We start from the raw sequence: 26,618 nt of genomic DNA on the forward strand, positions 1-26,618 counted from the left end.
ATGCGAATGGGTATATGATACATATATCCATTCGCTTTTTTTATGGCAAATGAAAAAGGAGGGCTAGAATGAGCGAAAATAAAAAGCAAACAATGCCTAAGCAGGTCCAAAATCATCAGCCAGGAATAGAATCGGAAATGGATCCTGTTCCTAAATCTGTTGATCCGAGCTACCAAGGGAGCGGTAAACTCGATGGAAAAGCGGCGATTATCACCGGAGGGGACAGTGGTATAGGAAAAGCTGTGGCCATCTATTTTGCCAAGGAAGGGGCAGATGTAGCCATCAGCTATTTGAATGAAGACCAAGATGCTGAAACAACAAAAAAACTCGTTGAGGAAGAAGGCAGAAAATGCCTGCTTATCCGCGGCGATGTTGGAAATGAAGCTCATTGCCAGCAAATTGTTCAGCAGGTCATCGATGAATTTGGAAAAATAGATATACTTGTAAACAATGCGGGTGAACAGCATCCCAAAAAAAGTCTGCTTGAAATAACGGACGAGCAGCTGCAAAAGACGTTCAGAACAAATGTGTTCTCGATGTTCTACTTGACAAAAGCCGTCCTTCCCCATCTGAAACAAGGAAGCAGTATTATCAATACCGCTTCTATCACAGCATATAAGGGCAGCCCGGGTTTAATTGATTATTCTGCAACAAAAGGGGCCATCGTATCATTCACCCGCTCCCTTTCAGAGTCATTAGCTGATAAAGGAATACGTGTAAATGGGGTAGCTCCAGGTCCTATTTGGACACCTTTGATACCATCGACCTTTTCAGCGGAGCATGTCGGGACGTTCGGTTCTACACAACCGATGAAAAGACCGGGACAGCCGCATGAACTGGCGCCGGCCTATGTCTATCTCGCATCAAATGACTCCAGCTACGTCTCCGGCCAAATGCTCCACGTTAACGGCGGAGAAGTGCTGAACGGTTAAGAACCTCCTGTTTATCGTCATAAAGCTGAGCAGCACTGCTGAAGGAGGAGTTTCCCTTCAGCAGCGCTTGATTTGATAGCAATTCGGCAAGTTCCATTAACGCTGTCCATCCCCCCTGCATAATGACATCCAGTACATCTACTCTTCGTATCTATTCTGATAACTAAATTTTCCACAGTATAGAAAAAGCTGCCGTTAAAGACTTACGGCAGCATCTACATCAGTTAGCTCGTTTCATAAGGGTTCCGCTTTTTTCCTCTTCTCCAAGCAAAATACATAAAGAAGCCAAAGAGAATAAATACGGCAAAAATCGAAAGAATAAACGGAATATTATACCCTGCCTTATCAGCAAGTTTATACACTTCCATCATTTCCCTGTCCACGACTATTTTATATTCACCGTTCTTACTTTTTACCAAGTCAGAGGCAAACAATCCCCTAAGTTCTTTATCATCTTCCAATTTATCAGCCGGAATCACCACAGTCCGGTCCTTTGTTGTATTGTTAATTGCAGCTACAAGCATATCGCCTTCATACTCTCTTTTAAAGACGAGCATTCCATCTTTCTCATACAGGATCTCCATATCCCCGCGGCTAAGCGCTCTCTGTTCCTGCCTGATCATCCCTATCCTGCCGATAAACTCCATTAATTCATCATCGGCCCGAAAATTCATCACCGGGACATTGTCGGGCGGCAAATCTCCGTTTACAGCAATTTCGGTACCATAGAAAACGATCGGCACTTCAGGTTGGGTGTATAAGTAGAAAAGTGCAAGTTTCCAACGGGCACCAGGGTATTCCTTGTTGTCCACCATATCTTTTGTGTACCTGGTTGAATTTCGATCATCGAAAAGAGCTCCCAATGCTTGAGGATCAGGATATGTTCCTTTATTCTTTTCCCACATATCCATCAATGATTTTGAAGACACATCTATAGTCGAATAGGAATTCCTCAAAGGTTCGGTCATTATTGAATCAGTGACACCATCAATTCCTGCTTTTTGATACTTTGCCAGATCATCCATCGTTCCCTCGCCTGCTGTACCAGCCAAATAAAAGTTTTCATTTTTCTCTTTTACAGCAGCAGAGAATTCTTCCCAAAATCCAAGAGGCGCCAGATCGAGACCTGACAGGCTGTAGCCGTCAATATTTGTTTGTTCGATCCACCATTTGGCAGCATCAATAAGATATGCTTTGACTTCCTCGTTATCTTGGTCAAGCTGCGGTAAACCGTTCAACCATTTATTAGTAGAATCCAGGCCCTCTTTTTTGAACCAATCCCTCTTGGATGGATCTTTAGTCCAGGGATGCTTTGGTCCAACATGAGTTGTCACAAACTCAAACATGACTTTCATATCTCTTTTGTGAGCTTCATTAACAAGCTCTTTCAACTCGTCAATCGTCCCAAAATGAGGATCTGTCTCATAGAAGTCATTGACCCATTCCCCATGAAAGCCATTTTCTTCATTTTTAAAAACAGGTGACAGCATGATGGTTGTAAAACCCATATCCTTTAAATAATCCAGCTGCTGGATGATTCCCCGGAAGTCACCGCCCTGGAATGAATTTACAGGATCGGAATAGTCCACTCCTTCATCATTGGTGTTGTCCCCATTATTAAATCGATCCACCATAAGTGAATAAACGATTTCATCTTCCCACAAACGTTCTTCTTTTTTGTCGGCACTTGCTGAAAAGGCGGCGGAAAAAAGAAGAAACGGAACAAGCAGGAAAACCAGACTCTTTTTGCTCAAATCCGTTACCTCCCTATAACATCTACGCCTTTAAGATTAGCCTTTCCACCTGCTCCCCGTCAATTTTATGCATTCGAAGCGTTATCTTTTTTTTCAAGCCAACAAGTGAAACGCCTGGCTTCAAGCGGTTTTTCAATAAAATGGCCCTGAACGAAGTCACAACCCAAACTGGTCAGCATCGCCAGCTGGTGATTCGTTTCGATTCCTTCAGCAACCACCCGAAGGCCCAGTCCGTGACCCATTGTCAAAATGGCATGAACGATTGGGAAATCAGGTGAGTGATGACTCAAATTTTGAATGAAAGAACGGTCAATTTTCAACGTATGAATGGGAAGTTGCTTAAGGTAGCCTAACGAGGAGTACCCGGTGCCAAAGTCGTCAATAGAAAACTTAACTCCCATTCTCTCTAATTCACACATCATTTCAATCGTCTTGCTGGATTGATCGATCATAATGCTTTCAGTCAGTTCCAGGTATAAACATTCCGCTTTTAAACCGGATTGTTCAAGGGCCTCTTTCACATTTTTAATAAATTGTGCACTGTCCAACTGGTATGCCGAAACATTGACAGAAGCACTCATATGTTTATATCCAGCTTCCTGCCATTTCTTCACTTGCTTGCATGCTGTCTTTAATATCCACTTTCCAAGGGAATGGATCATTCCGGTCTCTTCTGCGATCGGGATGAATTCCAACGGTGGAATAAGCCCCCACTTCGGATGCTCCCAGCGAAGCAAAGCCTCACATGCTCTTATTTCTCCTGTTGCGGATTGAATGATTGGCTGGTAGACAAGGAAAAACTCATTATTTTCAATCCCGTTTCGGAGGCTCCTTTCCAGATCAGCACGTTTTTCCATCTCAAGATTCATTTCATTTCCGTGGAAGGCAATGTTGTCATGTGTTCCGGCTCTTGCATAACCCAATGCAATTCCGGCATTATTCAACAGGTCTTTTGTATCTGCTCCATCACGTGGATAGCTGCTGATTCCGATTGCTGCCGAAAAATTAAACTCCTGTTTTCCAAAGCGCAAAGGCTTTTCAATTGCCATGATAATGTGATTTCCCAATTTTTCAAGCTCGGTATAATCTTCGGATCCATCCATCAATATAGCAAATTTATTTCTTGAAAATCTGCCGATAAATGACTGATCGGGCAGACTCGCTTCAATCCGCTTGGCCATTTGGATTATCGCCCAGTCTCCTGCCGAATGCCCAAGCGCATCACTGATCATTTGGAGTCTCCTTATTTGAATAATTAAAATCGCAAGACTCTCATGCGAATCACTTACTCGCTTGATTCTATTAAACAATTCATTCTCAATACTTTTCCTGTTGGGCAGCCTCGTCTTTTCATCGTAGAGTGGATACTTCTTTATTTTTTCTTCGGTCAAAATTCGCCCAATAAATAGGATTTCACGGCAGCTTTCATTAAGATCTACAGGTATCACCTGAAGGCGATAACCTCTTGTTTCACCAGATTCGGTTATGATTTCCGCTTCCATTTTGATTTTTTTTACTGTTCCTTCTCTCATTCTTTCGATAGCCGACCGCACTGCCTCTTGTTGAGAGTCCAAAAAGAACGAAAGGAAGGATGTACCTGCAGCTTCATCTTCACTTTTGCCTAAAACCTTCGAGCAGGCCGAGTTCATCATTGTAATGCGACCGTTTATGTCAATGGCAAAGATTAAGTCTTCGTGATGGTCTTTGATTGCTTGAAAATACTTTTTTGTCCAGATGGGCTGTTCCAATCGTCAATCATCCTTTTCTGCCTCAAAAGTGTTTTGCCGTTACACTCATACGGCCATTTCCCCTGCACCTTTTCCCAAATGTCCTCACATGCTTTCCCATCCCGAACTTTTAACGGATGCTTTATCCCCGTATGTTTCAGAGGGACAAAAGCCTACGTCAATTTCAAATTAAGGTCAAGCTTAAGTTATATATCAAAAACAACTGATTGGATTGATTTTCCAGTATGCTTTTATTCTAATCCTTCCTATACAGCCTGTCACTTGAATTTATAGGCTTGTTTAAGAAATAAAAAAAAACCGCTGAAAATCAACGGTTTTTTCCCAATTCCTATAACAGCATATTCCAACCGAGCGGTAGCTTAAGTCCCAGGAAGAATGTGACAGCCAGAGCAGCGATAAACACAGCCCAAAAAACACCTGTATTCTTTTCCTTCGCTGTCCTGACAAGAATCATTTCCATCATGCCAATGACGATGATACCGCCTAAGAACTTAATTCCGTAAAGTGCAGGATTATAGCCTTGGTGTTTTGAAAAAAGAAGCACTCCTGTTGCGATGATCAATAAATAAAAGACCCGCAATATCATTTGAGTGATTTTAGCACCCTTTTGTTTGCCGCTTTTTTGCAGCACTAAAACTACGACAAATAAAATGAGAGCAACTGCCCATGTTGTGATATGGGCATGAGTCGAATCAAACATGTAAACTCCCTCCTGAAATACGTGATTACTGTTTCCATAGATTCTCTACCAATCTTATCATACAAGGGTTGGATGACAAATTGGAAACATGCTAGTTCACAGTATTGTGCAATTTGCCGATCCCTTCTATTTTTATCTCGATCTGATCTCCGCTTTTTAGCATACGCGGAGGTGTAAAACCTTTCCCTACCCCAGCCGGAGTGCCTGTGGCAATGATATCTCCAGGCTCAAGTGTCATTCCGCGTGATAAAGTAGAAATGATTTCTTCGGTCGGGAAGATGAAATTCTTCGTATTGGAGTCCTGCCTGATTTCACCGTTCACTTTTGTCTGTATGGCAAGTCCATTCGGATTATCTATTTCTGAACGATGAACTATCCAAGGTCCCATGGGACAAGTGGTATCAAGGCTTTTACCAATAAAAAACTGTTTATGCCTTTTTTGAAGATCCCGTGCTGTTACGTCGTTAAGGATTGTATAACCAAAAATATAGTCTAGTGCTTCATTTTCAGGTATATTTTTCCCTTTCTTTCCGATGACCAATGCCAGTTCACCTTCATAATCAAGTTCATTGGTTACATCGGTATGTGCATCTACAAACTCTTCATGCCCAATAACTGTTGTAGGCGATTTTGTAAACACCATGATATGTTCAGGAATATCCGCTTCACTTCCCATTTCAATCGCATGATCACGGTAATTTTTGCCGACGCACATGATATTTTTACCCGGCCTTGGAATCGGTGCCAACCATTTGATATTTTCAAAGGAATGCAAACAGTCCTCTTTCCCATTTTGCGAACCCCACTTGACAAGGCCTTGGACAATCTCATAAAATTGATCGCCACTCTCAATTCCTGCAAGGATAGTAGCTGGGACTCCTTTATCCGCTGCCTCCGCAAGCGCAAGTACATCCCAAACCTTTTTGCCGCTGTCGTCCACCACCCCGTATTTTTCTGCACCTTCTAAATTAAAGCTCATTAATTTCATTATTTGTACCCCTTTTTTTAATTTTTCCATAAGTTAAAAACCGCCAAAATTTCTCAATTGGGCCCTGATTGAATTTAGCCAGCCAAATCTCGGCAAATATTACTTGAATGATATAAATGGCAAACGCAAGCCAAGTTCCTGTCGCCAACGAAATTTCTCCGTAAAGTCCCAACCCATAATGGTAAAAAATCAATGTTCCAATTACGGACTGCATGATATAGATCGTAATGGACATTCGGCCCGCCGAACTAAGCGGATGCAACAGTTTTGCCGCTTTGGCGTTTCTCATGATCAAAACGATACCTGCTATATAAGCCATGCCAAGAATAGGGCCGCCAATCGCATCTTGTATGTATTGATAACTAATCGATAATCCTGCAAAAAAAGGCAGCATTTTTACAGCAAGTCCTACGGGAAGGGCAATTAGTAAAATGACAAGCCACTTCTTCCATTGGCTGCCCGCTTTTTCCAGCCATTGCATTTTCCCGGCTCCTGCTCCAATCATCATCATTGGCAATATTAAAAACAAATAAATGATGAGACCGCCCGATAAGTTGCCAGCTTTCCAATCTTCAATCCTTTGGAGTGTAATATCCATGAAGCTTCCGCTTGAGTAAGTGATTTCAGCCTGCTGAAGACCAACAAGATCGATATAATCCGCTAGGGAAGCAGTATCAAACAATGAGGCTATGACAAGCATGCCCGAAAAGAACAGTTGGGGCAGCAAATATAAAGCCCAGCCCAATCCCATCAGCCACGGACCGGACAGCCGCAAAAACAAGAGAAGAACCATACCCATTAAGGCATACGTTATCAGAATATCGCCATGCCAAATAAAAAAAGCGTGTATGATACCAAAGATAAGAAGCACAGAAAGCCTTCTCATACTGATTTTTCCAAAGGATGTTTCCCTAATCGCTGAACGTCTCTGCATAATCACCAATCCATAGCCAAACATCATTGCAAAGATTGGATAAAAGCTCCCCTGCACAAGTACATCCAGCCACGCATAAACTGTCAGATCCCCATACTTCCACCATTCATATGGGTTATAGTAACCGTACGGTGAATGAAAGCCCATCATATTCACTAGTAATATGCCGAGCAGGGAAAGTCCCCTCAGAACATCAAGGGTCTGGATTCTATCCATTACATTTACCGGTTCCAAATGTTTACCTATCATCATCACTCCTTTTAGGTTATTATAAGCCCCCTCCCTATGAGTACAGCTTCATAACCCTTCATATCTCTTATACCACCATCGTATAAGTTTGTCTAAAAAACTACAATCAATAATACTTGTTGTGATGAATTTTTCAAAGGAGTCGCTCCTGCACAAATTGGAAGAAATATCACCAATCCGATTCTTTTTCATAAAATACGATACATAGATAAATACGCAATATGGAAGGATGTGAACGGTATTGCCTGGATTTGTTGGTGCCGTTCAGATTATCAATTTAAATACAGGAGCAACATTCAATATTGGAGATGTCTTTCAAATCCATCCGATTTCCTATGCTAAAACGTTTGCGGGTGCAGGATCATTCAATACGGGCGAAGGAATCAGGGTTCGCAATCACCATTCTGCCACTAACAGTTATGATGCCGATGGACTGGATCAGGGTATTTTATTCAATCTATAAATGAAGGACACAGGAGGAAGCAATGATTGTAAATGTTCAGCAGACCATTCACATACAAATGATCAAAATCGGCGGGATCACGAACTCCTCAGTACTTCAAATCGGTACTTCTGGAGTCATTACACCTTCTTCTCATTTATATAATACAGGTGGTTATACAGCTCCCGCTCCAGCTGCAACAGGCGAAACTCAACTGGCACAGCAGGAAGTCAGCCTAATTCCATTATAGATGCCAATTAAGAATGATCAATAGCCTAACGTCGTGACATCCTGTGACAGCGCCAGGCTTGAAACAAGACTTCCTATTCGCCGAAGCCGTTGGTTATTTATGACAAAGACTGCTAGTTGTTAAAGGCTGAAGTCAGACATGATGCATAGACTGTCAAATAGGAAAAGTTTGTTTATACCTTTTTTACAGTGAAAGGGTGTGGTTGTACAAAATGCAGGCAAATTACACAATTCAGCAATTGTATCTTTTTATAGAAAGGCAGCAGAAGGAAATTACCTTTTTGAGGCAGTCAATCCAATCCCTGTCAAATGAACTGAAGCAAGTGAAAGAAAAGCCAAATGTAACTGTTGAAAGGCTGGAATATAAGTTTGACCAGCTAAAAGTGGAAACATTGGAAGGGACCTTAAATATTGGCATTAACCCTGCTGACCTTAATTCCGTTGAAGATTTTTCAGTACCTCCAGGCTCGACGGAAACCCAGACTTTTGTACGCCATCCCAACCTCTATGATGAAACACTGGAAAAGCTAAATCACTATATTGATCATGAATTGGACACCTTGATAAAAGATACAGAAACTCAGGTTGGCAGAACTCTTGATGAGCCGTATATCAACATGATTAAAGAAGATATCCGCAAACAAATCCCCGGTAGAGCCGATCATTATCTGGGCTTCTTCAGCACGCAGCCTAACTATAATGCAAATGAAGAAGAGCTGTACAGCAAAGTATATAAGACATTATTGGCGGATATTAACAAAGCTGTACATGGTTTTATTTCACAAATTCCAAATCAACAGGGAGGGGCGAACCCCCATGGAACTTAATGTGGTGAACCGTGAATTATGTGTGGGGCAGATCCGGGTGATCGGGGTAAGTGCTTCATCCATTCTGCTGGTAGGAGATGCTGATACAATTCAGTTAGCATCTGTATTTGACACACCGCCGGAATCTTTAATCATCGGGCCTTTCGTTCCTCTTTCCCGATAAATAAGGAGATGCCATTATGCCGTTAAGAGGTTCTGTCGTAAAGACGATGGATATTAAAAATATGATATTCGGCTCCGTCGTTGAAATCGGCGATACGGTTCATTTAAGGGCTTATACGGATGCTCTGGCCGTACAAAGAAATAAAGAATTATTTTTTGGGAACGAAGCTCATTTCAAGAATTATAATACTTTCAAAAAACCAATACCAATTCCTCCACTCCCCAGGCCGGTACCGATCATTAGAAAATATAATGAACATCCAGATATCAAGGTTGGAAATATTCACCTAATCACTATTTCTTCTTCCGCCATCGTTCAAATAGGTACTACAAGTAACATCCATTCAGAAGCAAGAGTCCTTCATATCCGCCAAATTTCTCCGGGTAATAATAATAATAATAATAATAATAATAATGAAGGCGCACAGACTTAGGCGACAAGCACAAGGCAAATTGCGAGGAGACAACTTTTCAGCACCACAGCAATTTGACTTGTGACCTCGAACCGATGAGACAAATGCTAAAGAAAACGAAACGGCTTTGAGCTTACCTGGATGTTTCAAAGCTCCAGATCCTCTGGATTCGTACAAATCAAAATAATTATATAGGGTGATGACAAATGCCTGCAATCGTTGGACCCGTCCAAATATTCAATGTCGGGGGTGGGGTTGTTCACTTTGGAGATACAGCTGTCATTTCTCCGAAAAATACCGGAAAGACATTTGAAGGCGCCGGTTCTAGTAATTCTGGCGGCTTTATCGTAACCAATAATGGAGTAAGTGGAACGAATACACTTGATACGAATCTTGTTGACCAACCGACTATTGGAAATAACTAAGAATAGTAGAGCGTCCGATCTAGCGACGTACAAACTGGAATACAATAACTCGATTACCTTTATGCGCCACCTCCTGGGCTTTAGCAGACTCAGAATTGCCATCCTGTCGCTTCGCTTGTACTAGGGCATCGAGCTCCGACTGGCAGGATGCAGCATGTAATGAAAAGTAAGCTATTACAATTCCAGTAATACGAAAAAAGTGCCAAGGGGGTGATTTCCCTACTTGGCACTCTTTCGTTATAATTTTAAAATATGGCCGCCATCAAAGAAGTATAAATATTTTTCCTTCACTTTTTTCTTCCAGATTTCTTCAATAGCTTGTCCATATAAATGAATTTGAAGCTGGTATCTATTTTCAAGAACTTTTTTTGCTTTATCGAAGCCTCCCGGATAACGGTCGCTGATGGCATCCGTTTTGTAATCGAGCAAAATGACACCATCCTCTTCCACCGCAATACAGTCAATCATTCCCTGGACGATGACACTTTCATCTCCACCATCCCAATCGGAATAAACTTCTTCTGCCTTTAAGCCCATTGTAAATTGGACTTCCCGTTCAGTTTTGGGTGCCTGTAGAATCCGTCTGCCTAGATCACTTTGAAAAAATTGTACAATCTGCTCCCCAGAAACAGCATCTGCCTGTTCAAGTGTTAGAATTTCCTTTTGAATCAAATCATCGAGCAAATGCTCGACGGACATGAGTGACGGTACCTCATCAAGGGGAATATGCTGCATGACTGCGTGCATGATAGTTCCACGTTCAGCTGGCGAAATGGATTGCTTTTCAAGAAATTTCGGCTTGTTGAAAACTGGGGTACTCTTATGGCGAGATCCTCCCATTAAAGTTGCAGCACTTGCCTCATCTTTCATTTCCGCCATCCGCTTCAATTCCGAGACCGTTTGTTTGGACATCCTTTTTGCTGCAATCAGATGGGGATAACTCCAACTAAGTCTGGAAAATACCTTCTCCTTCAGCGGAGAGTGGAAACTGCTTGGTATACCATTCTTTACCGTTTCAAGCCATCCATCAGATTCATTCTCCTTCTCCTCTTCTGTAAGCTGCAATGAGGATCCCGGCAAAATATTCACTTTCCACTGCGAAGGGTGTTCACTGACATCTCCAGAAATGGCCGGAATTCCGGTCAAATTGCAGTCCCTATGTCGGATAATGGCGGGTCCGATCCAATCGATATAGGTCGTGGCAGATGCCCGCTCAAAATCTTTTAAAAGCCATTCCCCCCCTAAACTGCCTTTGGACCATTTTTTAATCTCTTTTTCAATATTTTTAACGATTCCAACAAGGTAAAGCTTTTCCTTTGCACGCGTTAGGGCCACATACAAAACTCTCATCTCTTCCGCGGCCAGTTCCATCCTTTTTTTTCTTTTTAATGCCAATTGCGGCAGGGACGGGTAAGAGATCCTTTTTTCTGAATCAATATATTTGCTGGCAAATCCGAAGTCCTTATCAAATAAGAAAGGGCTGTTGATGTCCTGCATATTGAATTTCCGCCCTAAACCTGCAACAAATACAACCGGAAATTCCAGTCCTTTGCTTGAATGGATGGTCATCAGCCGAACAACATCCTCCTGTTCTCCAAGCGCACGGGCAGCTCCTAAATCTTTCCCCCGGTCCTGCATCCTTTCAATGAATCGGAGAAAGCGGAACAGCCCCCTAAAGGACGTTTCCTCATATTGAGATGCCCGGTCATAAAGCGCCCTCAGATTGGCTTGTCTCTGCTTTCCTCCCGGAAGACCGCCTGCAAACTCATAAAAACCCGTATCCCGGTACAGCTGCCAAATCAAGCTGGACAGAGCCCCGCTTCTCGCTATACTCCGCCAGTCCTGCAATTTTTCAAAGAACGGAATAAGCCTTTCCCTTATCCTTTCATGAGACGAGTCACCCTGAGTTTTAATGAATTTTTTAGCAGCTTCGTAAAAACTCCCCTTTCTGGAATTCACCCTAATTTGAGCCAAGCCTTCTTCGTCAAGGCCGACAATCGGGGATCGCAGGACAGCCGCCAGCGGTATATCCTGGTCCGGATTATCGACGACTTTTAAGAGCGACATCATCACAGTTACCTCTGTCGCTTCAAAATAGCCGGATGAGAGGTTAGCATATATAGGGATCCCTTCATGCTTGAATTCCTCCATGATATCCTGAGCCCAGGTAAGTGATCTTAACAGGATGACGATATCTTTATATTGAGCAGGACGGTGCATCCCAGTTTTCGGATCGTAAACAGGCTTTTCATCATCGATGATTTCCCTGATTTTTTTTGCCAAGAACCTGGCTTCCAGACGGGACTGTTCGATTTCCTCTTCATCATATTCGCCTTCTTGCAGATGAGAATTTGAATCTGACTCCTCCGTTTGATCGATAAGTGCAACCTCTATTGGATAGATGTCATCGGTAGGATAACCAGCACCGAGTACGAGCTCGGCAGCTTTGTTGTAATCAATTTCTCCGACATTTATTCCCATGATCTGCTTGAATAGAAAGTTCGTGCCATCCAATACTTCTGCCCGGCTCCTGAAGTTCTTGGACAAGTCAATCCGGAGACCATTATTTACTCCATCGGGTGTAAATTTACTATATTTCGATAAAAACAGATTCGGCTCAGCAAGACGAAATCGGTAGATCGATTGTTTCACATCCCCGACCATAAATAAATTCCCGTCATATTCCCCATCAGCCGAAATAAGCTGAAGAATGGTTTCCTGAACCATATTTACATCCTGATATTCATCTACAAGTACTTCTTTGAACTGATTCCGGTATCCAAGAGCAATTTCTGATGGCTGGATTTTACTTTCCGAACATCCCTCATCAGCCAATATATGAAGGGCAAAATGCTCAAGATCAGCAAAATCAACGATGCCTCTTTCTTTTTTCGCAAGAGTGAAACCATGTGCAAATGACTTTACAAGATTGACCAAAGTCTGATATATCGGATGCATTTGCCGCATGTCACGCAAAAAGCTTTCTGCCTCTCTGGAAAATATGTCCTTGGCCATCTTTTCCAAGATACCCTTTGCTTTCTTGCGAAGTGCATCAGCACCATCCAAAAGTTCTTGGTCATATTGGTCTCCACGGCAGCTTTTTGCCCTGGTAAACTTCCAGTTGTTCATCTCGCCGTATAGACTTGGCCAACTTTCTTTTACCGCTTTTTGCATCCGGCTTACTACTTCCAAATCATCCAAATAGTTTTCCGCCCTCGGAGCGGGTCCTCCCGGCATTTGGGTCATTTCATAAGCCTCTTCAAGCATTTGTCTTACTCCGGTAAGCTGCATCTCTATATCTGACAACAGGATCTGTGCAAATGGAAGATCCTCAATCCTGGAATATTCCGTAACATCATACATATCAACAAGAGAGTCCAGCCAAAGATTCGGATGCGGGTGTGACCGGGAGAAATCATATAATTTAAGAACGAGCTCCTGAAGTTCCCCATCGCTTCGGTCGCCGGTAAAAGTATCAACCAATTTGAAAAATGGGTCGTTCTGCTCTTTTCCGTATTCTACCTCAAATATATCATCCAATACCTCATCCCGAAGCAGGCCCATTTCATTATCATCGGCCACCCGGAAATGAGGGTCAATATCGACCATATAATAATGCTTTCTCACTGCCTCAAGGCAAAAGGAATGAAGTGTTGAAATAGATGCCCTGTTCAAAAGGCCAAGCTGTTTCCTCAAGTGTGCGGAATCCGGCCTCTCGCTGATTGCCTTCGTCAGCGCTTCCCCAATCCTGGCCCTCATCTCAGCTGCTGCAGCATTCGTAAAAGTGACAACAAGCATTTGATCAACATCCAACGGATCTGTCTCTGCAATTATTCTTTGGATAATCCGCTCGACAAGCACAGCGGTTTTTCCGGAGCCTGCTGCCGCTGCCACCAATACATCCTGGTCTTTTGCAAAAATGGCTTTCCACTGATCGTTCGTCCATTTCGCATGTTCAGGTTTCATTGGAATGTCAGTTTTCAAGTTCTTCACCTTCTTCCCGGATACGTGTGATGACAGTTTCCCGCTTCTCCTGTCCAATCAACCTGAATTCATTTTCCGGCAAAGCCGGGTCAAACTGGCACACAGGTTTGTAAAGACAAAATCGACATGGCGTTTTATCTTTCATCCGATATGGTTCTATGTCTACTTTCCCCGATATGATCTCATTTCCCGACCTTTGATAGAGTGAGCGTACATGACTCCTCAACAATCCCAGCTCTTCCTTGGTGGTGGATTTTGATCTTGCACTCAGCGTACCGTCTTTTTTTATTCCAGCCGAAATGATATTAGATTCGCCCGACTCCAATGAAAGATCCATCAGACGAACAAGATCCGGATCTTCGAGAACAAGTCCTTTCATCTTGAATTTCCTAAAAATCTCTTCTTCTATTTCAGGTAATGTCATGATCTTTTCGGTTTGAATCATTGGATTATGCAGGTGGAAATAAAATACGCCAGCCGGCAATGCTTCTTTTCCAATCAATTCATTTGAGTAAGTGATGATAATATCCAAATAAGTAAGCATCTGCAATGAGAGCCCGTAATAGATCTCACTCAGATCAAGCTCTCTTGCACTGGACTTATAATCAATAACCCGCAAATAAATCCCGTTTTCATTTTCCGCTTTATCCACACGATCAATCCGGCCCTGCAGTTCCATCTTCGTTCCATTTTTCAATGTGAAAGACAGAGGAGGAAGCTGCTGTTTCGGCCCAAAAGCAAGCTCCAATCCGACAGGTGAAAAGCCGCTTTCCTTCGCATGTCCGCTCATTACGTAAGATGCTCTCCCAATCACCTGTTCAAGCTTTCTTTTAATATAGTAATAGCGGTTGGAGCTTAACAGAATCTGATTTTGAAGTTTGGGTGCCAAAAAGGCAACCGCTTCTCTTGCCAGCTGTTCACACTGTTGTCTCGTCAGGTCCGCCCACCTCATATTGTCTTTATTTATCTGATCAGCGATCCACTTCAACGCTGCATGGAATAAATCTCCGATGTGCGGCGCTTCAAGCCTAAAAATCTCTCGGTCTCGGAGCTTTAAGCCATGTGAAGCGAAATGGGAGAAAGGGCAGCTATTGAAAAGCTCCATTCTGGATACACTTGCAGTAATGCTGTCCCCATACAAACCCTTACTTGTATTTTCGGAGAGTTTTTTCGTCCCATTCTTAAAGAAAAGGCTTGACAGAATCCTTTCTGCTTTTCTTTTCCAGAGCGGATCGGACATGTAAAAGTTATATACGTCCCACCAAAATTCCGGAACGGGATAATTTCTCTTTTTCAAGTTCAACTGTCCCGTCAAATAGGCCGCTGCCGAATCAGGGTGGGAAATATATTCGAATTGATCGTCGCCGCTTAACTCAGCCGGATCATTCACGGCAGTAGATACCGCTACTTCAGGAAACATTCCTTTTATTCTATCAATATACGGGGATGGCTGGAGAGCTTTTCCCTCGTCATCCGCCAGAGGCCAAGAAATCAGTAATTGCTCCTCTGCCGAAGTGAATGCCCTGTATGCGACAAACTCTTCATTAAGAAGCTTTCTTCTGTTGTCAGGACCCATATTCATTCCGGCATCCATTAACGAAGCCCTGTCTTCATCCGAAAAAACTCCCCCCTCGCTAAATTTGGCGGGAAGGACTCCGTCATTCAATCCGGCGATGAACGAGACTTTAACGTGTGAAAGGCGAGACTGCTCAAGGTTTGCCACAAACACCTGATCAATAGCAGGCGGGATAAGGGAAAAGTTCATTTCTTCCAAACCAGCATTGATAACTGGGATAAAATCTTCCAGTGTCATTTTTGTATCCCCGAGTATTTCCACGAACTGGTCCAGCAGTTCCACAACATCATTCCAAGCCTGGTCATGTTCCCTTGATGCAATAAGTTGTCCTTTTTCCTCAGTCTCTTCACTGAGCAGTTCCAATTTTCGCGGAACTTCAAGTTCTTCCAAAAAGAAATAGAGAGCTTCGCACAACTCACGTCCTGTTTTTCCCTTTTTTAAACGTCTTGCAAGTCTGAGGATGGGCAGGGCAACAATATCCCTTGATACGGAAAGTTCTTTTTCGATTTTCTTTTCTTCATCCGTCTGTACCATGCCCTCCTGTTCCAATCCCCTGAAACGGTGATAGGCCCATCTGTCTTTTTTCGTCCAGTCATTTCCTTTGATCCCATAGGCCAAGACATAATTTTCAAGCCTGTCCATCTGCTCCCGAAGCTTGCTCAAATCACCTTCCGGCGGAAAAAGCAGATCGGTTTTGATGGCGCGGAATACATGCTCATATCTCCAATTGCTGCTAATGACGTCTAGTACGGATCGAATCAGTTCAACAAGCGGATGGTTAAGCATGGAGCGCTTTTGATCAATGAAGTAAGGAATATCGTAATCATAAAAGACTGTTTCCATTTCACCCTGGTACTGGCTCCCGTTACGCATCAACACCGCAATATCCTTGTAGCGGTATCCCTCCTCCATGACGAGGCGCCGTATCTCCCTGGCAATCCCCTCGATTTCTGCACGCCTGTTGACGGATTGCATCAGCCTCACTGCAGGAATACCTGCATGCTGTCCCACCGGCCTTCTCTCAAACTGGGATTCCAGGAGTCTCAGACTGTCATTTTTAAATTTAAAAGTTTCCCTAAGGATCACATCATCTTCTACTTCTATTCCTACCTGGGATCCCAACTCATATAAATTTTCATATGTTTCCCCCGTCATCCTGAATAAATGAAGCTCGTCAGGCGTTTCTCTTCTGAAAGGACGGTCGAGGATAAGAGAAACAGATACTCGGCTGCAGGTGGTCAAAAGGCGTTCGATAACCGCATACTCCTGGGGAGTGAAACTATGAAATCCATCTATATACACTTCGGCATTTAGCAAGTAACGGGATTTATCAATCGACTCCGCCAGCAGGCGCAAGTAATCGTTTGAATCCAAGTATTTTCCCGATAGGGCATGCTCATAATGCCTATAGATTAATTCAAGGTCATGCATCTTATCGGCAAGAGCTTTTTGGGATTGAAAAAAGCCCACTTCTTCCCTCTTTTGGGCAAGGTCATCAGGCTGGACACAGTAATGCTTGAACTCGGTAAATATCTGTTCGACCTGCTGAATGAATCCTGTTTTATCAGACGCCTGCCTGAAAAGCTTCAACTCGTTTTTATGTTCTTCAATTATTTTCTTTATAAGCATATTCAACCCTGTGCTGGTCACATGGTTTCGGCTTGCTCCCCCAGTCTCCTGAAAAATGCGCCATGCAAGTCGGGTAAAGCTGTAAACTTGGGCGCGTATCATTCCTTCAAGGCCCTTCGACTGGACCAGTTGATATTCGGATAAAAAAGTCATTTGCTCCGGAACAATATACAGGATAGGAGGGCCATCAGGCTGTTGCGTCAGCTTTTTTCTGATTTCATCTTGAAATAGAGTTGTTTTTCCCGTTCCTGTACGGCCAATGACAAAGCGCAGTGACATGCTTTCAACCCCTCTTTTATGTAAACATCATCTCATTTTTTGGTACGAGCAACCTTATTATACCATACACGAAAGCAATAACGAACATACATTCCCTAAACAACCACCTACCGGCATTAGGTAAAAGTCTTCCATTCGATAGACTCTGGGCCACGTCCCGGTACTGGAAAGCCATCATTCTGACATCTGAATTATCCACAGATTAGGCAATCCACCATTTCCTAAACCAATAAAAAAAGCCGCTATACCTTACAGCAGCTTTCCCTTCTATGTAGTTTAGTCACGTCCATATTGCTTCTCCTTTAACTTCGCTTCAATCCGTTTCCCGATGTACCACAAAACTACAATGACCCCTAATGCAATTCCGGTCCTAACCGGCTGCCTGATCAACGAGATGACATCATAGCCGATGAAACTCATGATGAAAATCATCACTGCTTTTCCGGACAATACGGAAAGCATGTATTGATAAATTCCAATTCCCGAGAGCCCCGCAACAATGTTGACGACCGCTGAAGGTGTAAATGGGAAACAGAGTAAAAGAAATAGCGGACCGAACCCCCGTCTTTCAACCCATGCAGTTAGACTCTGTACCTTGGCGTTTCGGCGAAGCGGTCCAAAGATCCTTGCTTTACCAAACCTTCTAATAAGCAGGAATACAACGTAGGCTCCTCCTGAAGCCCCGATCCAGGAAAAAAGAAAGCCCCAACCTAGACCAAAGGCATTGGCATTTGCCATGACAAACAAGAAAAGCGGCAAAAAAGGCAGAAAAGCCTCCAAAAAAGGAAGCAAAATGCCTGGAAGCGGTCCAAATGAACGGTATTTTTCAATCAATTCGATTACTTTTTCCATCGTCATCCAGTCTTCAAATGAAAAAAAATCCATGAACATTCCTCTATTCCCGGCGGGTAAATAGGCCCAGCAACTTGATTTCCAATAAATTATAGCATAGCCACGACAGCTTGTTCTATTCACTGTCTCAAAAGAGCCTCGATTTTCGCAGGAAAAAATTTCAGCTTGCTATTCTTTTCAACCCTTAGTAAGATAAAATAGAACATACGTTCCTTTTAAGGGGGGGGCTGTCCAATGACAAGAATTCCAGAGAATGAACGGGATATCATTGAGCAAGCGATCTATTTGCCCATGCTGCTGACAGTTTTACAACGTGATTTATCCGTTGTAGAAAAAAGCCAGTTCAAACTGAAAAAACCCTATCAAGATTTGATTGAAAACACCATACGTGAAGTGCAGAAAGAATTGGCGGAAGTGAAGCGGTATTTGCACAAACATAACATTCGGGTGGAACGGATGAAATCAGACGAAATTTTTACGATGTACTTGTTCTTGTATAAAGGGTACGAAGAACATCAAAATTATTTCAACCCCCGCCTCCGAAACAGGGTCGAGGAATTAATGTACCTTTATTTAAACGCCCGCTCACGGCAAAAAAAAGAGAAGAAGGCGTGATAGCCTTTCTTCTAATCATTGATTTAATAAGCCCCATTGGGTTCAGATACTCGCTTATGTAGTAAATGGTTTTTGTTTAAATTCTCCATCCTTCTCATATTTTGTGTAAACTTGATCCGGAGCATAGCTGTACGCGAGACTTGATTTTCCAAGGAATAGAAGGAAATTGGCAATTCAAATCTTTCACTATTTTGGAACATGACATCTGTTGCATACGGGCCATTTTTCTCATATGAAGCAATATAATCATGGGATATCCACGTGCATTGAGGGCTTGACGGTGATGCGGTTGGAAATAGATAGATGGAAGTAAAGGGGTCTACAATGATGGGCGCTTTATGAGTGATACCGATTAACTGTTTCGTTCCCTCCCTCCTTCCGCTATACGAACTTCCGAAATATTCACAGCTTTTTTTTACAATATCAAAGGGCCTGGAAGAGACTAAATAGCGGGCGCCTTCTTCAATCACTTCCGAGTATGCATCACCCGCCGGACGAATCATCATCGTATAAGGATTAATTTCATAACTTGTTAAAACTTTGTCTTTTTTCATCATCGTTCTACCCCTTTCTACAAAATTCATACAATTTACCTATAATAATAACATGGATTCCCAAAAAAGTCATTAAAAATTCTAAAAAATCAAAACAAAATCTAGGTCAAAAGAATCACCAGTATTTTATATATAAAAAAACATCTGAAAATTTAAATTCCTATCTTGTGCTTTTGCCTAAATCCGTGTATAATTAAAAAAAGGTTCCGAGGTGATCATCGATGGAGAGGAAGAAAACTTATCAGGAACTGTTGAAAGAGTACACGATGACACAGAATCAAAAAGAAGCTAAAGCGTTGGAATGGTACACAGAGATTTTTTTAAATGATCTGTTGCAAAAGCGAAGAGTGGAACTACTGCGTGCGGAGATTGATCTTGCGCTGGATCAAAGAGACGAAAAAGCTTTTATGAAGCTTTCAAAAGAGCTCATAAGCCACATGGGTAAATAAATTCATCCCCCTTGATAAAGGGGGATTTTTTTGCATTTTTCATGATAATTGGATTGCTTTCTAATCTCATGATGCTACTCTGTACCTCAGCGTTCATATACTTGCTGCCGTCCTTTTAAACCATTTACTTCTCATCCTTCTGATTTTTAAATTCGTTTGCCATTTTAATCCGCTCAAGCATTGTGGGATGGCCGTACCGGAATATTTTAACAAGGTATGGAGGATTAACCTGGCTTAATCCGGCTCTCGTCAAATCTTGAAATGTCCGCACTGCTGCGTCACGATCTTCCGTCATTTCCAATGCATACCTATCTGCGCGCATTTCCTGATAGCGCGAAACCCAGTTTGTCAACGGGCTCACGGCAAAGATCAGAAGGGATGTTATCAGCAGAAAAGCTGGAAGCGAACTGATACTCGTCATGCTTTCCACTTTCCAAATTTTCCCCCTTTTCCTGACCCATAGTTCCATCAGCTTTGCTGTCAACCACAAACCGACAAATGACAGCAGAACATATCCAGCAATACCTTTATAAATATGCTTTTCCACATAATGTCCCATCTCATGGGCCATGATGAATAGAACTTCTTCATCATCAAGCCTTTCCAAGGTTGTATCCCAGAGGACGATCCTTGAATTGGAACCTACACCTGTCACATAAGCATTCAATGCATTGGTTTTTTTGGACATATCCACCTCATATACGTGTTCAGCGGGAATATCCGCCTCATTCGCAAGCGAGAGGATTTTCGTTTCGAGCTGTTTATCTTTTAACGGATAAAAGTCATTGTAAAGCGGGTCAATCACTACCGGCTGGATAAACATCATAATAATTGAAAACGGGATGGACAACACCCAGACGGCCAACCACCACTTCTTTTTGAATTTTTTCATCGCTGTATAAATGACAAGGACTACAACACACGTCGTTGCATAGCCGACCCAAAAGTCGATAAACTGGTCCTTCATCCAGGAAGAAAAGAGCTGTGTAGAAATATTATATGTTTTAGAAAATAGATAGGATGAGTAGGCAAATGGAAAGGTTACCACAAATGTGGCAAGAGACAGCCAAAACAAATAAATGATGGCTTGAAGCGGAAACCATTTCACCGTCTTCGAGGCCCATCGCTCAAACATGGCAGATATGCCAAACAGGAGAATCAAGTAATAAAACAGCCACTGATAGGGTTTTGCCAGGAAAAACATCAAATTCCGGATCTTTGAATATTCCTCACTGAGCATGAGCTCCCTGCTGTTTAAAAAAGTTACCGGATCTGCGCTCGTCCCTTTATACATATGCGGAATGGCAGTGTCCGCCAGAAAAAACAGATACACATACATGGCCGCACCAAACAAGAAATAAGCAATCACTGCCCGCAATGCCCATTTTCTAACCAATGTTCTCCCCCCTTGTCCATTCATTATTATATGTAGAATAAATAGCTGGCAGAACTGAGCTTATACCTCATATTGTCTCCCCAATAGAAAAAAATAAGCGGGGTGCTTAAAAAGCCCCCGCCGGCTGTTAAATAAACAGCGAATAAATGCTCAAAACTGCAATGGCCCCAATCACAACAACGACAACGTTAGCCCCGAGAAACGCAAGAATAAAAGCAGCAGCGGCTCCCGCAACTCCATAAAGGAGATTTCCTTCATTAACAAATAGGACGGCGGGAAAGATCAATGCCCCAAGCGTAGCAAACGGGACATTTTGCAATACCCCCTGTATAAAAGGCGGAAGTTCCCTCCCCCTGAACATTACGAAAGGGAGCATTCTCGGAATATATGTAACAACTGCCATTCCGATAATTGTCAAAATGATCAACGAACTATTCATTCTGTTGGCCCTCTCCCCTCTTCTTAACGGTTTCAACCGCTTCAACCAAAACCGAGGACAGGAGCGTAGCTGCAACGATAGCCCACCCTTTTCCCATCACATTCCAAAAAACAAAAACACTGTTAAAAACAGCGGCAAGAAGGGCAAGAAAAATGACCTTTACACTCTTTTTCATAGACGGAACAAGCAGGCCGATAAACATGGCATAAAGTGCGATGGACATACTTTCCTGAAGCACCTGGGGAAGGCTTGCCCCGATTCCGAAGCCGATGCCTGAAAAAACAACCCAGCTGCTGTATGCCAAGCCGATGATTCCAAATAAATAACCGGTCGAAACAGTTCCCGCTTTTGTTGCTGCTACGGAAAAAGTCTCATCTGTTATTCCAAATGCATAGAGAGATTTTTTCCAAGGTACTTCCTTCTCCACTTTTTCATTCAATGAAGCAGACATGAGAAAATGCCGGATGTTCACAATAAAAGTGGTCATAATGACTTCAACTGCCCCTGTACCAAGGGCAAACATACTGAGTGCCATATATTGAGAAGCTCCAGCAAACACGATGAGGCTCATCAAAATTGTTTCAAAAAGCGACAAGCCTGCTGTTTTTGCCAAAAGACCATAGGTAAGAGCAATCGGAGCGTATCCGATGGCTATGCTCACGCCGTCCTGGAGACCGAGGCGGAATTGTGAGGTTTTGGCTTTCTCTGCTGAAACTTCCAAATCTCCTTCCCCCCAACATACATCTAATCTAATCATTATAAACAGGAACTTTTTTTTCATCAAGAGAAGGGAAATACGGAAGACAGCAGGAATAATACGTTATGCCAATATTTCTGTGGCTTCCCTCATGATAGCCGTTACGATATCTGAAGCCTGTTCTTCCTTCCGTGTCCGAAATAGTCTTGTGCCCTGACCCGCCCATAGAGACATATATTCTGGATCATTCTGTTTGGCCGCCGCTTTCCTTATATCAGAAGTAAGGGTATTTTGGGTGGGAAACGCCACCGGCTTTGCTGAAGATTCGAATTCTCTAATGAATCTGTTTTGGATGCCTCTAGCCGGTCTACCCGAAAAACTTTTTGTAATCACAGTACTTTCTTCTGTACTTTCAAGCAGCTGATTCTTATATTCAGGATGGGCGGCTGATTCTCTCGAAGGGAGAAAAACCGTTCCAAGCTGAACCCCTGAAGCGCCTAATGCCAGTGCCGCCACAAGCCCTCTACCGTCCATGATGCCGCCTGCTGCGATGACCGGGACGTTAACATGATCGACGATTTGCGGAACCAGTGAAAAAGTTCCTATATTTGCACCGTAAGGAGAGCTGCTTAAATCGAATGTACCCCTGTGTCCACCAGCGTCGCTTCCTTGTGCCACGATAAGATCTGCACCCGCCTGCTCCGACTGGATGGCTTCATTGACAGTCGTTGCCATTGTAATGACCTTTACACCTTTTTCCTTGGCCAATGACATTTTATCTTCCGGTAGAATGCCAAATGCAGTGCTGATTACAGGAACCTTTTCATCTAGCAAAACCTGGAACTGGTCATCAAACATATCCGGTGTTGAATAACTTGCCTCCGATTCTATTCCGAGCTCTGCTCTAAAGCGGTTTAACACTTTTTGAGCCTGTTCAACTCCTTCCCAATTATCTTCCATATCGACACAAAATAAATTGGCTGCAAAGGGATTGGCCGTGTATTCTTTAATGGCCCTGATATTTTGTCTTATTTCCTCTGGTGTCATATAGGCTGCTCCCAGAGTGCCAAGAGCCCCTGCCGATGAAACCGCGGCTGCAAGCTTGGCCGTGGCAGTACCGGCCATCCCTGCCTGGATAATCGGATATTTTAACTTTAATAAATCGCATATGGAAGTTTCTAAATTAAACATCTTTACCTCCATCTTTTTTCATCAGCTTACGGACATTTTCTTTGGGAATCCAGCAATTGAATTGATAATGGGTCTTTGTTTCATAGCCCAGCCTTTTACAATAATAACTCATTTTCCCATCCTTTCTTTCAGCAACAAAATAAATGCATGTTGCACAACAATGATATTTTTTCATAACCCACTCCCGTTACCGTTTTAACGTTATTGCCGTGACTTCGCAAGTTTCTAACTATCCTGCTACAACGCCTAGACTTTTATCTCATGAAGAAATCCCCTTTTGCCCCGCTGACCTATGCATTTCCGATTTCCAGTCAGTACGTCAATGGACAGGCGCTTTCGCTTTTCTTATTTCCCCTGATAAATAGGCTTTCTTTTTTCACTGAATGCCCGAAGTGCCTCAAGACGGTCCTCTGTGGGAATTGTCAGCTCATAGGCTTTTCTTTCAATCTCCAGTCCTGTTTGTAGGTCTGTATTCATTCCTGTTTTGATGGCAAACTTTGCCTGCTCTACCGCAATTGGCCCATTGGCCAGAATGGCGTTGGCAAGTTCCATTACTTTATCCATCAGTTCTTCCTGCTTAGCAATACTGGTAACAACTCCATATGTATATGCCTCTTCGGCTTTCATTCTTCGGGCTGTCAAGATCAGTTCCATTGCCTTGGCCTCCCCAATCAGGCGTGGCAGCCTCTGGGTTCCCCCTGCCCCTGGGATAATGGCAAGACTCGTTTCCGTCAACCCCATGATCGCTTCTTTCACTGCGATTCTGAAATCGCACGCAAGGGCAAGCTCCATCCCTCCGCCAAAAGCATGTCCGTTCATGGCAGCAATGGTCGGCTGCGGCAATTTCTCAATCGCATGAAACACATCCCCGATTTTATTGACATTGCGGCGAACCTCCTGCTCGGTCAGCGTCTTTCTTTCTTTCAAATCCGCACCGACGCTAAATGCTTTTTCGCCGGCCCCCTTAAAAATCACCAACCGAACATTTCTGTCTGTTTTTAACAATTCTGCAGTTTCTCCCAATTCACACAGCGTTTCGTAATTAAAAGCATTTAAAGAATCGGGACGATTAATCGTTACAGTCGCAATAAAATCTTCAACTTCCAACTGAATATAGTTCATGCTCGATCCCCTTTCTTCATTAAACTCACCTTAATATATTTCTTTATCTCTATGAAAAAACCCTTCTATCAAAAAAATCACGGAAAAAGACATCCGTGATCATTGAAGAACCCGACTCTTCAGCTCTCTTTTCATAATTTTGCCCGTAGAATTTTTCGGAAGTTCTTGAAGAAACTCGATGGATTTGGGCAATTTATACGGAGCCAGTCTTTCCGAAAGAAATTGATGAAGCTCCTCCTTATCCACTTTTTCATCCCTTGGCACAATAAATGCCTTCACAACCTCCCCTTGGTCCGCATCAGGGGCGCCGATTACCGCTGCTTCCATAATATCGGGATGTCCATATAAGACTTCCTCTACCTCTCTCGGATAGACGTTATAACCTCCGACAATAACAAGATCTTTCTTGCGGTCAACTATATAAAAATAACCTTCCTCATCCATTTTAGCTAAATCTCCAGTATACAGCCATCCGTCACGGATAGCCTCTGATGTTTCTTCGGGCATATTGTAATATCCTTTCATAACATTCGGTCCACGTACCACCAATTCACCGACCTCGCCTGAGGGAAGCTCATTTCCGAGTCCATCGACTACCCTATTTTCCACGTTGAGAATCGAAGTGCCGATTGATCCGGGCTTCCTGGGTCTGTCCAAAGGGTTGAAACATGTAACTGGCGACGCTTCCGATAGCCCGTATCCTTCAGAAATAACAACATTAAACTTCTCTTCAAAATTATTCAGCAAAGCGACCGGCATGGAGGCCCCTCCCGAGATGCAGAGCCGCATGGAACAAAAAGCAGCAGGATTGCTTTCCGGATATTGGTACAGGAAATTATACATCGTCGGCACACCTGCAAAAATGGTTGCATCATATTTTTGCGCTACACGGAAGACTTCCTTCGGACTAAATTTAGGCACGATAATCATGGTGGATCCGCTTATAAGAGGTGCATTCAAGGCAACGGTCAGACTAAATACATGGAACATCGGCAACGTTGTAATAACCGTATCTTTACTATTCATTTTCAAATAGTCACGGATATCACGTGCGTTTGAATACAGATTTTCATGTGTCAACATTGCGCCTTTTGGCCTTCCAGTTGTACCGGATGTGTATAATATGACTGCCGTATCCTCGCTATTTATAGGTCCTGATGTAAAATCTGCATCTCCGGAATGCAGAACTTCAGAAAACGCTTCCATTTCTGTGTTCAATTCTGATCCGGTTTCACAAATGATAAAATGCTTGATTTTCGGTGCTGATGTTTTTATTTTTTCTAAGTAGGGAATCATCTGATCCAACCCTATAACCGCTTTAACATCCCCATTTTTTAATATGTAGGCGATTTCAGACGGTGTATATGTCGGATTTATAGGAATAGCAGTCGCTCCAATGCGCATGATCCCATATAGGCTTATAATAAAATGCGGTGAATTTCCCAGCAGTAAGGCAACATGGTCTCCTTTTCCGATTCCTGTCCGAGCAAGCCCACTTGCAAACTTGTTGACGGACATATTCAACTCTTCATATGTAGTCGGCACATCCAAGAAATAATAAGCAGTCTTTTCGCGGTTTTTCATTGCACTCTCTAGTAAACTATCAGGTAAATTCATAACGGTCCTCCTATTGAATGAATGGTCATTCACTTTTGGCGTTAAAAATCCCACGATGATGAATTACTATTTTCAATTATAATAAAAGTTCAAAAAAGTCACAACCCTAAGTTTGATTGGCTTCCCTTTAAATAAGCAATTAAAAAAATAAAACCCGGAAACTTATAGGTACTATTTTTTATGTCTATATGAAGATACTTAAAATGGAATTACTGACAGCTAATCAGAGTGGAGAATATTTGGATTGGGTTGATCGCCTAAAAGAATTCCAAACCATTGAAAAGTTCTAAGGAAATAACGTTGGCTGCCATAGAAGATTATGAAGAAACGGCTGAATTGCTGAAGACGGGAACATACAAATGATACAAAGAGGATAATGTATGGATCATGGTCCT

At 42.8% G+C, this 26,618-nt stretch carries 25 protein-coding genes; 9 read left to right on the forward strand and 16 right to left on the reverse strand.

Annotated features, from left to right (window positions below):
- Positions 1–68: 68 nt before the first annotated feature.
- Complete coding sequence (locus C509_RS0103085) at positions 69–932, forward strand: SDR family oxidoreductase (protein ID WP_018705440.1); 864 nt, start codon at positions 69–71, stop codon at positions 930–932.
- 224 nt (positions 933–1,156) lie between these two features.
- Here the strand turns inward: C509_RS0103085 and C509_RS0103090 are convergent, their stop codons facing one another.
- The 5 genes from C509_RS0103090 to C509_RS0103110 form a co-directional block, all read right to left on the reverse strand.
- Positions 1,157–2,686 (reverse strand): alpha-amylase family glycosyl hydrolase, encoded by a 1,530-nt coding sequence (locus C509_RS0103090; RefSeq protein ID WP_018705441.1) that lies wholly within the window; start codon positions 2,684–2,686, stop codon positions 1,157–1,159.
- 65 nt (positions 2,687–2,751) lie between these two features.
- The gene (locus C509_RS24610; RefSeq protein ID WP_018705442.1) at positions 2,752–4,434 is read right to left on the reverse strand and encodes a putative bifunctional diguanylate cyclase/phosphodiesterase; all 1,683 of its coding nucleotides are present in this window, start codon (positions 4,432–4,434) and stop codon (positions 2,752–2,754) included.
- A 328-nt stretch (positions 4,435–4,762) separates the two neighbouring features.
- A complete protein-coding gene (locus C509_RS0103100; RefSeq protein WP_018705443.1) occupies positions 4,763–5,134 on the reverse strand; it encodes a YisL family protein in 372 nt (123 codons plus the stop codon).
- Between the two features lie 91 nt (positions 5,135–5,225).
- Positions 5,226–6,122, reverse strand: coding sequence for a fumarylacetoacetate hydrolase family protein (locus C509_RS0103105; protein ID WP_026319657.1), 897 nt, complete (start codon positions 6,120–6,122; stop codon positions 5,226–5,228).
- Complete coding sequence (locus C509_RS0103110; RefSeq protein ID WP_154654326.1) at positions 6,103–7,305, reverse strand: DUF418 domain-containing protein; 1,203 nt, start codon at positions 7,303–7,305, stop codon at positions 6,103–6,105. The genes C509_RS0103105 and C509_RS0103110 overlap by 20 nt, the downstream gene beginning before the upstream one ends.
- Before the next feature lie 241 nt (positions 7,306–7,546).
- Between C509_RS0103110 and C509_RS0103115 the strand changes: the two genes are divergently transcribed.
- The 6 genes from C509_RS0103115 (at position 7,547) to C509_RS0103140 (ending at position 9,823) form a co-directional block, all read left to right on the forward strand.
- Positions 7,547–7,768: a spore germination protein gene (locus C509_RS0103115; RefSeq protein WP_018705446.1), complete on the forward strand. Its 222-nt coding sequence runs from the start codon at positions 7,547–7,549 to the stop codon at positions 7,766–7,768.
- 22 nt (positions 7,769–7,790) lie between these two features.
- Positions 7,791–7,997 carry a spore germination protein GerPB gene (locus C509_RS0103120; protein WP_018705447.1) on the forward strand — a complete coding sequence of 69 codons (207 nt, stop codon included), beginning with the start codon at positions 7,791–7,793 and terminating at the stop codon, positions 7,995–7,997.
- A gap of 211 nt (positions 7,998–8,208) precedes the next feature.
- Entirely contained in the window at positions 8,209–8,823 is a 615-nt protein-coding gene (gene gerPC, locus C509_RS23270; RefSeq protein ID WP_018705448.1) for a spore germination protein GerPC, read from the forward strand.
- Positions 8,813–8,986, forward strand: a complete 174-nt coding sequence (locus tag C509_RS0103130; RefSeq protein WP_018705449.1) for a hypothetical protein — start codon at positions 8,813–8,815, stop codon at positions 8,984–8,986. The genes gerPC and C509_RS0103130 overlap by 11 nt, the downstream gene beginning before the upstream one ends.
- Positions 8,987–9,002: 16 nt before the next feature.
- The gene (locus C509_RS23275; protein WP_018705450.1) at positions 9,003–9,419 is read left to right on the forward strand and encodes a spore germination protein GerPE; all 417 of its coding nucleotides are present in this window, start codon (positions 9,003–9,005) and stop codon (positions 9,417–9,419) included.
- Positions 9,420–9,604: 185 nt separating this feature from the next.
- Entirely contained in the window at positions 9,605–9,823 is a 219-nt protein-coding gene (locus C509_RS0103140) for a spore germination protein (protein ID WP_018705451.1), read from the forward strand.
- Positions 9,824–10,060: 237 nt separating this feature from the next.
- On the opposite strand, the gene addA is transcribed toward C509_RS0103140, so the two are convergent.
- The 3 genes from addA to C509_RS0103155 all read right to left on the reverse strand — a co-directional run bounded on the left by addA (position 10,061) and on the right by C509_RS0103155 (position 18,176).
- Positions 10,061–13,807 carry a helicase-exonuclease AddAB subunit AddA gene (gene addA / locus C509_RS0103145; protein WP_018705452.1) on the reverse strand — a complete coding sequence of 1,249 codons (3,747 nt, stop codon included), beginning with the start codon at positions 13,805–13,807 and terminating at the stop codon, positions 10,061–10,063.
- On the reverse strand, positions 13,797–17,291 hold the full coding sequence (gene addB / locus C509_RS0103150; RefSeq protein ID WP_018705453.1) for a helicase-exonuclease AddAB subunit AddB: 3,495 nt from the start codon (positions 17,289–17,291) through the stop codon (positions 13,797–13,799). The genes addA and addB overlap by 11 nt, the downstream gene beginning before the upstream one ends.
- 276 nt (positions 17,292–17,567) lie before the next feature.
- Positions 17,568–18,176 (reverse strand): TVP38/TMEM64 family protein, encoded by a 609-nt coding sequence (locus C509_RS0103155; protein WP_018705454.1) that lies wholly within the window; start codon positions 18,174–18,176, stop codon positions 17,568–17,570.
- A gap of 201 nt (positions 18,177–18,377) precedes the next feature.
- Here C509_RS0103155 and C509_RS0103160 point away from each other — a divergent pair, with 201 nt between their 5' ends.
- Positions 18,378–18,758: a YhjD family protein gene (locus tag C509_RS0103160; RefSeq protein ID WP_018705455.1), complete on the forward strand. Its 381-nt coding sequence runs from the start codon at positions 18,378–18,380 to the stop codon at positions 18,756–18,758.
- A gap of 23 nt (positions 18,759–18,781) precedes the next feature.
- On the opposite strand, the gene C509_RS23280 is transcribed toward C509_RS0103160, so the two are convergent.
- Positions 18,782–19,312 (reverse strand): competence protein ComK, encoded by a 531-nt coding sequence (locus C509_RS23280; protein WP_033369708.1) that lies wholly within the window; start codon positions 19,310–19,312, stop codon positions 18,782–18,784.
- A 221-nt stretch (positions 19,313–19,533) separates the two neighbouring features.
- On the opposite strand from C509_RS23280, the gene C509_RS0103170 reads away from it, so the two are divergent.
- A complete protein-coding gene (locus tag C509_RS0103170) occupies positions 19,534–19,761 on the forward strand; it encodes an IDEAL domain-containing protein (protein WP_018705457.1) in 228 nt (75 codons plus the stop codon).
- A 124-nt stretch (positions 19,762–19,885) separates the two neighbouring features.
- Here the strand turns inward: C509_RS0103170 and C509_RS0103175 are convergent, their stop codons facing one another.
- From C509_RS0103175 to C509_RS0103205, 7 genes are all read right to left on the reverse strand, one after another.
- Positions 19,886–21,157: a M48 family metallopeptidase gene (locus C509_RS0103175; protein WP_018705458.1), complete on the reverse strand. Its 1,272-nt coding sequence runs from the start codon at positions 21,155–21,157 to the stop codon at positions 19,886–19,888.
- A 127-nt stretch (positions 21,158–21,284) separates the two neighbouring features.
- Positions 21,285–21,596 carry an AzlD domain-containing protein gene (locus C509_RS0103180; RefSeq protein ID WP_018705459.1) on the reverse strand — a complete coding sequence of 104 codons (312 nt, stop codon included), beginning with the start codon at positions 21,594–21,596 and terminating at the stop codon, positions 21,285–21,287.
- Positions 21,589–22,317: an AzlC family ABC transporter permease gene (locus C509_RS0103185; protein ID WP_018705460.1), complete on the reverse strand. Its 729-nt coding sequence runs from the start codon at positions 22,315–22,317 to the stop codon at positions 21,589–21,591. The genes C509_RS0103180 and C509_RS0103185 overlap by 8 nt, the downstream gene beginning before the upstream one ends.
- A 99-nt stretch (positions 22,318–22,416) precedes the next feature.
- Positions 22,417–23,484, reverse strand: a complete 1,068-nt coding sequence (locus C509_RS0103190; protein WP_018705461.1) for an NAD(P)H-dependent flavin oxidoreductase — start codon at positions 23,482–23,484, stop codon at positions 22,417–22,419.
- Complete coding sequence (locus C509_RS0103195) at positions 23,477–23,659, reverse strand: hypothetical protein (RefSeq protein WP_018705462.1); 183 nt, start codon at positions 23,657–23,659, stop codon at positions 23,477–23,479. The genes C509_RS0103190 and C509_RS0103195 overlap by 8 nt, the downstream gene beginning before the upstream one ends.
- Positions 23,660–23,829: 170 nt before the next feature.
- Positions 23,830–24,606 (reverse strand): enoyl-CoA hydratase-related protein, encoded by a 777-nt coding sequence (locus tag C509_RS0103200; protein ID WP_018705463.1) that lies wholly within the window; start codon positions 24,604–24,606, stop codon positions 23,830–23,832.
- Between the two features lie 99 nt (positions 24,607–24,705).
- Complete coding sequence (locus C509_RS0103205; protein ID WP_018705464.1) at positions 24,706–26,223, reverse strand: fatty acid--CoA ligase family protein; 1,518 nt, start codon at positions 26,221–26,223, stop codon at positions 24,706–24,708.
- Between the last annotated feature and the right edge of the window lie 395 nt (positions 26,224–26,618).

It is taken from the genome of Siminovitchia fordii DSM 16014 = CIP 108821, from assembly GCF_000374565.1.
In the GTDB taxonomy this organism is placed as follows: Bacteria; Bacillota; Bacilli; order Bacillales; family Bacillaceae_C; genus Siminovitchia; species Siminovitchia fordii.